1 protein-coding gene is annotated in these 584 nt (G+C 36.5%); it reads left to right on the top strand.

The features are described 5' to 3' along the window. Positions 1 to 584: transposase (locus DW938_RS14510; RefSeq protein ID WP_181984478.1), on the top strand; the 584-nt coding region annotated here is incomplete at both ends.

The following is a 584-nucleotide window of genomic DNA, read 5'->3' as shown; positions in this document are numbered from 1 at the left end:
ATATGCGGAGATGAACGCAATAGTTACTCCAAGACCGATCATGACGCAACATTTATGCGTATGAAAAAGGACTATATGGGTAACGATCAGCTTCTTCCGGGCTACAATATCCAATTAGGTGTCTGTGATGAATATATCGCAGTATTCGACGTAAAACAATATGCGTCTGATATGGAATGTTTCAAGCCTTTGATAGAAAAGTTCAATCAGATATACGAAAAATATCCTGAATATCCGGTAGCAGACGCAGGATACGGCAGCTTTAATAATTATCTGTATTGTGAAGAACACGGCATGAAAAAATACATGAAATTTACTATGTATGAAAAGGAAAGCAAGGACAAAAAATATCGAGATGATCCGTACAGAGCAGTAAATTTTCCGATAGATACAGATGGCGATCCAATATGTCCTAACGGAAAAAAGTTTCATTATCTTTACAGCAGACCTGTAAGAGGAAACAAATATGGCAGAACAGAAGAATTTTATCAATGTGAAGATTGCAGTAATTGTCTGCAAAAAGAAAAATGCTGTAAGTGCAAAGGGAACCGTAAAATTCGCTTGAATGAAGAACTGACAAAGTT

The organism is Ruminococcus sp. AM43-6 (genome assembly GCF_003461785.1).
GTDB lineage: Bacteria > Bacillota > Clostridia > Oscillospirales > Ruminococcaceae > Hominimerdicola > Hominimerdicola aceti.
This window is presented reverse-complemented; position numbering and strand designations above follow the sequence as displayed.